The following is an 8,995-nucleotide window of genomic DNA, read 5'->3' on the forward strand; positions in this document are numbered from 1 at the left end:
GCGGATGGCGATCCGACTTGCCTGCGATAGCGATGCATCTGTCAGATCGCTATCGCGGGCAAGCCTCGCTCCTACAAGGGTTACTTAGCCAATGGAATTTTCGGCGCCCAGGTCAGCCACTCGTCCTCGAATTTGTCGAACAACGGGAAGGTCTGCTCCGGCCGCGCCGGGCTGCCCATGCGCTCGCCATCCGGCGTGGCAAAGGCGATGCCACCCTGGATCAGGGTCTCCAGCGATTCGGTGCGGACGGTTGCGCCCTTGAACAGGCCGATGTCGATACCGAACCCGCTGCTGTTCCAGAAGCGCGTGCCGCCACGCACCAGCGGCGCGTACTTGGGCTCGATCAGGATATGGATCAGGACCCGGTCGGCAGTCTGACCCAGCTCGTAGCCCGTGACCTTGCCCACCGTCACTTCACGGTAGGTCACCGGTACGCCGATCTTCAGCGAGCCCCGACGCTCTGCGCTCAGCACCAGGCTCAGGCCGGCCTCGGCGACCGCGGCTTCCGGTGGCTGGGGCAAGGCGACAAAGCTGGTTTGCGCGCCGAGGTTCTTCGCCGCCGGCTGCACTTCGATGTACTGCCCGGTCACCAGGGTTTCCAGGTTGGCGGTCTTGATCAACCCAAGCTCCGGCTTGACCACCCAGAACTGGCTGCCGACCCGCGCGATACGCTCCGGCACTTCGGTGATCCGGGCCTTGAGCAGCACCGACTGCAGGTCGCCGCTCAGGTCAACGTCTTCGACCTTGCCGACATCCAGGCCCTTGAAGCGGATAGGCGTGCCCGAACGCAGGCCATCGGCGCGATCGACCTTGATGCTGATCAGCGTGCCCTTCTGCGTCGCCTGCTCCTTGTCGGCATACAGGCGGAAACGCGGGATGCGCTTTTTCAGCGGCACATTGGGTTCCGGCGTGTCGAAGGCGATACCGCCGGCCATCAGGCTTTGCAGCGACTCGCTCTTGACCTGGATGCCGCCGGTCAGGCCACCGGTCAAGGTGACGCCGCTGGCGTTCCAGAAGCGCGTCGAACCGTTCACCAGCCCTTCGTATTCCTTCTCGATGTGCACGCCGATCACCAACTGCTTGCGGGTCCGCGAGAATTGGTAGCTCTGCACCGAGCCGACCTTGACCTGCTTGTACAGAATCGGGCTGCCCACCTCCAGCGAACCGAGGTTTTCAGTAAACAGCACCAGGTGCAGGCCAGGGGAGCGCAGGTCCAGCGGCGGCGCCTTGGGCCGCGCCTCGAACTCGCGTTGCGGAGCGCCGCCCTTGTCACCGGGACGCACCGCGATGTAGTTGCCTTTGACCAGGGCCTCCAGACCCGTGATGCCGGCCAGGGAGATCGAAGGCTTGACCACCCAGAACTGGGTGCCTTGTACCAGGTAATCCTCGGCCAAGGGGTCCAGGGTCAGCTCCGCCGTGGCGCTGGACAGATCGGGGTCGACCTTAAGGGCCTTCAGGTTACCGACCTGGATTCCCTTGTACATGACTGGCGTGCGGCCTGCCTGGAGCCCTTCGAAATCGCTCAGTTTGACCTTGACCCGGATGCCCGCCTGCGCCGCGTCGAAGTCTTCGTAGAGACGGAACGGCAGGGTCGGGTCGGTGGGCGGGCTGTCCCGGCGATTCTCCGGGGTAGCGAAGGCGATACCCCCAGCGACGATGCTGGCCAGGGATTCGCTACGCACTTTCACACCGGAGAGGTTGGCGTCGATACTGATGCCGCTGGCGTTCCAGAAACGCGTATGTTTACGCACCAGATTGGCGTAGGTCGGCTCGATAAAGACTTTGATCTCGACCGTGTTCTGGTCTTCGGAGAGCAGGTAGCTTTTCACCTGGCCCACCTGGATCTGCTTGTAGAACACCGGGCTGCCGCGGTTCAGTGAGCCCAGGCGATCCGCCTTGATGGTCAGGTGCAGACCCGGCTTGGCATCCGATAGCGGCGGCTCTTCGGCCAGCGCCTTGAACTTGCGCGCATTCTCGCCCTCGCCCGGGCTGATGGCGATGTAGTTACCCGAAACCAGTGTTTCCAGGCCGGTGATCCCGGCCAGGGTCACGCTCGGCTTGACCAGCCAGAAACGGGTGCTGCTTTTCAGGTATTGCTGGACGTCCTTGTTCATCTCGACGGTGGCAATCACCCCTCTGGTGTTGCCTTCGTCATCCAGGGCCAGGGCCTTGACCTTGCCCACCGACATCCCTTTGTAGACCACTTCGGTCTTGTTGGCCTGGATGCCCTCGCCACTTTCAAAGCGCACCTGGATCTCGATACCCGTCTGGTTATAGGCACGCCAGCCCAACCATCCGCCGATCAGTAATGCGATCAGGGGCAGGACCCAGATGGCCGACCAGTTCGAAGCCGGACGGGTTTTAGCTTTAGGCAAATCACTCATTGTCGTCGTCCGACTCCGTGTTATCCCAGATCAGTCGGGGATCAAAAGTTACTGCGGCGAGCATCGTCAGAATCACCACGCTGGCAAAGGCCACCGCGCCGAGATTGGCCTCGATACTGGCAAGCCGACCGAAATTCACCACCGCCACCAGGATGGCGATCACAAAGATATCCAGCATCGACCAGCGGCCGATGAACTCGATAAAGCGGTACATCCAAATGCGTTGCCGCGCCGATAACGGCTGGTGGCGCTGGACCGAAAACAGCAACAGGGCAATCCCCACCAGTTTGAAAGTGGGCACCAAAATACTGGCGATGAACACCACCGCGGCAATCGGGATCATGCCGTGCTGCACCAGTACGATCACCCCCGACATGATGGTGCTGGGATCACCCTGGCCGAGCGACGTGACCGTCATGATCGGCAGCACATTGGCCGGGATGTACAGGATTGCCGCGGTAATCAGCAGCGCCCAGGTACGCATGATGCTGTTGGGGCGACGAGCATGCACCAGGGCCCCGCAGCGGGTGCAGGTCTGCTCATCGGTATCGGGTTCCTGCCTGTTCAGCTCATGGCATTCGTTACAGACCAGAATGCCCGCATCAATTGCTCTCATGCGCATCCTCCCCCGCCAAGGCATCCCATATCTGATGGGGCGACATGACCACCTCCAGCCACACCTGAACCAATAACAAACTGACAAAACATACCAGCCCCAGGCCGACCGTCATGGCAGCCAGGTCCGCCAGCTTGACGATGGCGACCAATACGCCCATCAGGTAGACCTCGAGCATGCCCCAGTCCCGCAAGTGGTGGTAAATGCGGTACAGCAGCAGGCCGTAACTGCGACCTATGTCCAGGCGAATGCTCAGGAGCACGAACAACTGGCAGACCAGCTTGAGCAATGGAATGCCCATGCTGCAGAGAAACACCACCACCGCCACGCCCTGCATATCGGTATTAAACAAACCGACGACGCCGCTCCATACGGTGTCCTCAGAGGATTGTCCGAGTAGATTGAGCTGCATGATGGGTAAAAAGTTCGCGGGGACATAGAGCAGTAGCGCGGCAATAACCAATGCCAGGCTGCGGTCCACGACATTATGGCGGTGTGCGTATAGCTCGTAACCACAGCGGGGGCACTGGGCTTTTTCTCCGTGGGCCAGCTCTGGCTTGCGCATCAGCAAGTCGCATTCGTGGCAGGCCACCAGGTCATCCAGCGGCAACTCCGACAGCCCGGGGGCGTCAACCGTATCTGACATACAAGGCTCTGGCTCTGAAAAGGCGTGGAGCTATTCTAGAGGTCCGTCCCGAAAATAACTGTGCAAAATTGTTTGGAGATAAGAACCATTTTTCTGCGCACAAAAGACGAAACCCCAATTGCTTTCGCAATTGGGGTTTCGGAATTTAATCTTGACGATGACCTACTCTCACATGGGGAAACCCCACACTACCATCGGCGATGCATCGTTTCACTTCTGAGTTCGGGATGGGATCAGGTGGTTCCAATGCTCTATGGTCGTCAAGAAATTCGGTGTGCCGAGTCGTCTTTCGACGCTTCAGCAAATTGGGTATGTAATAGCTTTGTGTGTTTTCTCGAACTTTCGGTTCGTTTCGTCTTCACACACCGCAACTCGCTCTTAAGCAAATTGCTTGGGTGTTATATGGTCAAGCCTCACGGGCAATTAGTATTGGTTAGCTCAACGCCTCACAGCGCTTACACACCCAACCTATCAACGTCGTAGTCTTCGACGGCCCTTCAGGGAACTCAAGGTTCCAGTGAGATCTCATCTTGAGGCAAGTTTCCCGCTTAGATGCTTTCAGCGGTTATCTTTTCCGAACATAGCTACCCGGCAATGCCACTGGCGTGACAACCGGAACACCAGAGGTTCGTCCACTCCGGTCCTCTCGTACTAGGAGCAGCCCCTCTCAAATCTCAAACGTCCACGGCAGATAGGGACCGAACTGTCTCACGACGTTCTAAACCCAGCTCGCGTACCACTTTAAATGGCGAACAGCCATACCCTTGGGACCGGCTTCAGCCCCAGGATGTGATGAGCCGACATCGAGGTGCCAAACACCGCCGTCGATATGAACTCTTGGGCGGTATCAGCCTGTTATCCCCGGAGTACCTTTTATCCGTTGAGCGATGGCCCTTCCATACAGAACCACCGGATCACTAAGACCTACTTTCGTACCTGCTCGACGTGTCTGTCTCGCAGTCAAGCGCGCTTTTGCCTTTATACTCTACGACCGATTTCCGACCGGTCTGAGCGCACCTTCGTACTCCTCCGTTACTCTTTAGGAGGAGACCGCCCCAGTCAAACTACCCACCATACACTGTCCTCGATCCGGATAACGGACCTGAGTTAGAACCTCAAAGTTGCCAGGGTGGTATTTCAAGGATGGCTCCACGCGAACTGGCGTCCACGCTTCAAAGCCTCCCACCTATCCTACACAAGCAAATTCAAAGTCCAGTGCAAAGCTATAGTAAAGGTTCACGGGGTCTTTCCGTCTAGCCGCGGATACACTGCATCTTCACAGCGATTTCAATTTCACTGAGTCTCGGGTGGAGACAGCGCCGCCATCGTTACGCCATTCGTGCAGGTCGGAACTTACCCGACAAGGAATTTCGCTACCTTAGGACCGTTATAGTTACGGCCGCCGTTTACCGGGGCTTCGATCAAGAGCTTCGCGTTAGCTAACCCCATCAATTAACCTTCCGGCACCGGGCAGGCGTCACACCCTATACGTCCACTTTCGTGTTTGCAGAGTGCTGTGTTTTTAATAAACAGTCGCAGCGGCCTGGTATCTTCGACCGGCATGGGCTTACGGAGCAAGTCCTTCACCCTCACCGGCGCACCTTCTCCCGAAGTTACGGTGCCATTTTGCCTAGTTCCTTCACCCGAGTTCTCTCAAGCGCCTTGGTATTCTCTACCCAACCACCTGTGTCGGTTTGGGGTACGGTTCCTAGTTATCTGAAGCTTAGAAGCTTTTCTTGGAAGCATGGCATCAACCACTTCGTCACCTAAAAGGTAACTCGTCATCAGCTCTCGGCCTTAGAACCCCGGATTTACCTAAGATTCCAGCCTACCACCTTAAACTTGGACAACCAACGCCAAGCTGGCCTAGCCTTCTCCGTCCCTCCATCGCAATAACTAGAAGTACAGGAATATTAACCTGTTTTCCATCGACTACGCTTTTCAGCCTCGCCTTAGGGACCGACTAACCCTGCGTCGATTAACGTTGCGCAGGAAACCTTGGTCTTTCGGCGTGGGTGTTTTTCACACCCATTGTCGTTACTCATGTCAGCATTCGCACTTCTGATACCTCCAGCAAGCTTCTCAACTCACCTTCACAGGCTTACAGAACGCTCCTCTACCGCATCACTTACGTGATACCCGTAGCTTCGGTGTATGGTTTGAGCCCCGTTACATCTTCCGCGCAGGCCGACTCGACTAGTGAGCTATTACGCTTTCTTTAAAGGGTGGCTGCTTCTAAGCCAACCTCCTAGCTGTCTAAGCCTTCCCACATCGTTTCCCACTTAACCATAACTTTGGGACCTTAGCTGACGGTCTGGGTTGTTTCCCTTTTCACGACGGACGTTAGCACCCGCCGTGTGTCTCCCATGCTCGGCACTTGTAGGTATTCGGAGTTTGCATCGGTTTGGTAAGTCGGGATGACCCCCTAGCCGAAACAGTGCTCTACCCCCTACAGTGATACATGAGGCGCTACCTAAATAGCTTTCGAGGAGAACCAGCTATCTCCGAGCTTGATTAGCCTTTCACTCCGATCCACAGGTCATCCGCTAACTTTTCAACGGTAGTCGGTTCGGTCCTCCAGTCAGTGTTACCTAACCTTCAACCTGCCCATGGATAGATCGCCCGGTTTCGGGTCTATACCCAGCGACTAAACGCCCTATTAAGACTCGCTTTCGCTACGCCTCCCCTATTCGGTTAAGCTCGCCACTGAATATAAGTCGCTGACCCATTATACAAAAGGTACGCAGTCACAGAACAAAGTCTGCTCCCACTGCTTGTACGCATACGGTTTCAGGATCTATTTCACTCCCCTCTCCGGGGTTCTTTTCGCCTTTCCCTCACGGTACTAGTTCACTATCGGTCAGTCAGTAGTATTTAGCCTTGGAGGATGGTCCCCCCATATTCAGACAAAGTTTCTCGTGCTCCGTCCTACTCGATTTCATGACTAAGAGACTTTCGCGTACAGGGCTATCACCCACTATGGCCGCACTTTCCAGAGCGTTCCGCTAATCTCAAAGCCACTTAAGGGCTAGTCCCCGTTCGCTCGCCACTACTAAGGGAATCTCGGTTGATTTCTTTTCCTCAGGGTACTTAGATGTTTCAGTTCCCCTGGTTCGCCTCTTGCACCTATGTATTCAGTACAAGATAACCATCTTATGATGGCTGGGTTCCCCCATTCAGACATCTCCGGATCAAAGTCTGTTTGCCGACTCCCCGAAGCTTTTCGCAGGCTACCACGTCTTTCATCGCCTCTGACTGCCAAGGCATCCACCGTATGCGCTTCTTCACTTGACCATATAACCCCAAGCAATCTGGTTATACTGTGAAGACGACATTCGCCGAAAATTCGCGATTAAACTCACAAATTTTACCTTAGCCTGAATAAACACCAGTGAAAGTGCTATCCAGTCTATCTTTCTATCACATACCCAAATTTTTAAAGAACGATTCTGATAAAGATCAGAAATCAACATTCATCGCCTATCAGCGGAATGCTCATTTCTAAGCTTTAAACGATGGACACCAATCTGTAATGGTGGAGCCAAGCGGGATCGAACCGCTGACCTCCTGCGTGCAAGGCAGGCGCTCTCCCAGCTGAGCTATGGCCCCGTATCGCTACAGGGTGCACCAGTAATTGGTGGGTCTGGGCAGATTCGAACTGCCGACCTCACCCTTATCAGGGGTGCGCTCTAACCAACTGAGCTACAGACCCAATCGTCTTCTTCAATGAATCAAGCAATTCGTGTGGGAGCTTATGAAGCAGCTGATGTCGTCGATTAAGGAGGTGATCCAGCCGCAGGTTCCCCTACGGCTACCTTGTTACGACTTCACCCCAGTCATGAATCACACCGTGGTAACCGTCCTCCCGAAGGTTAGACTAGCTACTTCTGGTGCAACCCACTCCCATGGTGTGACGGGCGGTGTGTACAAGGCCCGGGAACGTATTCACCGCGACATTCTGATTCGCGATTACTAGCGATTCCGACTTCACGCAGTCGAGTTGCAGACTGCGATCCGGACTACGATCGGTTTTATGGGATTAGCTCCACCTCGCGGCTTGGCAACCCTCTGTACCGACCATTGTAGCACGTGTGTAGCCCAGGCCGTAAGGGCCATGATGACTTGACGTCATCCCCACCTTCCTCCGGTTTGTCACCGGCAGTCTCCTTAGAGTGCCCACCATGACGTGCTGGTAACTAAGGACAAGGGTTGCGCTCGTTACGGGACTTAACCCAACATCTCACGACACGAGCTGACGACAGCCATGCAGCACCTGTCTCAATGTTCCCGAAGGCACCAATCCATCTCTGGAAAGTTCATTGGATGTCAAGGCCTGGTAAGGTTCTTCGCGTTGCTTCGAATTAAACCACATGCTCCACCGCTTGTGCGGGCCCCCGTCAATTCATTTGAGTTTTAACCTTGCGGCCGTACTCCCCAGGCGGTCAACTTAATGCGTTAGCTGCGCCACTAAGAGCTCAAGGCTCCCAACGGCTAGTTGACATCGTTTACGGCGTGGACTACCAGGGTATCTAATCCTGTTTGCTCCCCACGCTTTCGCACCTCAGTGTCAGTATCAGTCCAGGTGGTCGCCTTCGCCACTGGTGTTCCTTCCTATATCTACGCATTTCACCGCTACACAGGAAATTCCACCACCCTCTACCATACTCTAGCTCGCCAGTTTTGGATGCAGTTCCCAGGTTGAGCCCGGGGATTTCACATCCAACTTAACGAACCACCTACGCGCGCTTTACGCCCAGTAATTCCGATTAACGCTTGCACCCTCTGTATTACCGCGGCTGCTGGCACAGAGTTAGCCGGTGCTTATTCTGTCGGTAACGTCAAAATACTCACGTATTAGGTAAGTACCCTTCCTCCCAACTTAAAGTGCTTTACAATCCGAAGACCTTCTTCACACACGCGGCATGGCTGGATCAGGCTTTCGCCCATTGTCCAATATTCCCCACTGCTGCCTCCCGTAGGAGTCTGGACCGTGTCTCAGTTCCAGTGTGACTGATCATCCTCTCAGACCAGTTACGGATCGTCGCCTTGGTGAGCCATTACCCCACCAACTAGCTAATCCGACCTAGGCTCATCTGATAGCGCAAGGCCCGAAGGTCCCCTGCTTTCTCCCGTAGGACGTATGCGGTATTAGCGTCCGTTTCCGAACGTTATCCCCCACTACCAGGCAGATTCCTAGGCATTACTCACCCGTCCGCCGCTCTCAAGAGAAGCAAGCTTCTCTCTACCGCTCGACTTGCATGTGTTAGGCCTGCCGCCAGCGTTCAATCTGAGCCATGATCAAACTCTTCAGTTCAAACATCTTTGGGTTTTGAGAAAACCCTAAACTTG

3 protein-coding genes, 2 tRNA genes and 3 rRNA genes are annotated in these 8,995 nt (G+C 55.5%); all 8 read right to left on the bottom strand.

The features are described from left to right. Positions 1-80 precede the first annotated feature (80 nt). A complete protein-coding gene (locus tag PVZ80_RS18825; RefSeq protein WP_101283571.1) occupies positions 81-2,384 on the bottom strand; it encodes a PqiB family protein in 2,304 nt (767 codons plus the stop codon). Beyond that, positions 2,377-3,000, bottom strand: a complete 624-nt coding sequence (locus PVZ80_RS18830; protein WP_007930128.1) for a paraquat-inducible protein A — start codon at positions 2,998-3,000, stop codon at positions 2,377-2,379. Before PVZ80_RS18830 ends, PVZ80_RS18825 begins: the two co-directional genes overlap by 8 nt. Continuing rightward, positions 2,987-3,646, bottom strand: a complete 660-nt coding sequence (locus tag PVZ80_RS18835; protein ID WP_038635160.1) for a paraquat-inducible protein A — start codon at positions 3,644-3,646, stop codon at positions 2,987-2,989. Before PVZ80_RS18835 ends, PVZ80_RS18830 begins: the two co-directional genes overlap by 14 nt. A gap of 149 nt (positions 3,647-3,795) precedes the next feature. Next, positions 3,796-3,911 (bottom strand): 5S ribosomal RNA (rrf, locus tag PVZ80_RS18840). A 137-nt stretch (positions 3,912-4,048) separates the two neighbouring features. Next, positions 4,049-6,940, bottom strand: a 23S ribosomal RNA gene (locus PVZ80_RS18845). Positions 6,941-7,179: 239 nt separating this feature from the next. Continuing rightward, positions 7,180-7,255, bottom strand: a tRNA-Ala gene (locus PVZ80_RS18850). Positions 7,256-7,281: 26 nt separating this feature from the next. Continuing rightward, positions 7,282-7,358, bottom strand: a tRNA-Ile gene (locus PVZ80_RS18855). 65 nt (positions 7,359-7,423) lie between these two features. Beyond that, a 16S ribosomal RNA gene (locus tag PVZ80_RS18860) occupies positions 7,424-8,960 on the bottom strand. Together the 16S, 23S and 5S rRNA genes with 2 tRNA genes alongside form the textbook arrangement of a ribosomal RNA operon. Positions 8,961-8,995 lie beyond the last annotated feature (35 nt).

This window comes from Pseudomonas sp. B3G-3, from assembly GCF_028640915.1.
GTDB classification, from domain to species: Bacteria; Pseudomonadota; Gammaproteobacteria; order Pseudomonadales; family Pseudomonadaceae; genus Aquipseudomonas; species Aquipseudomonas chlororaphis_I.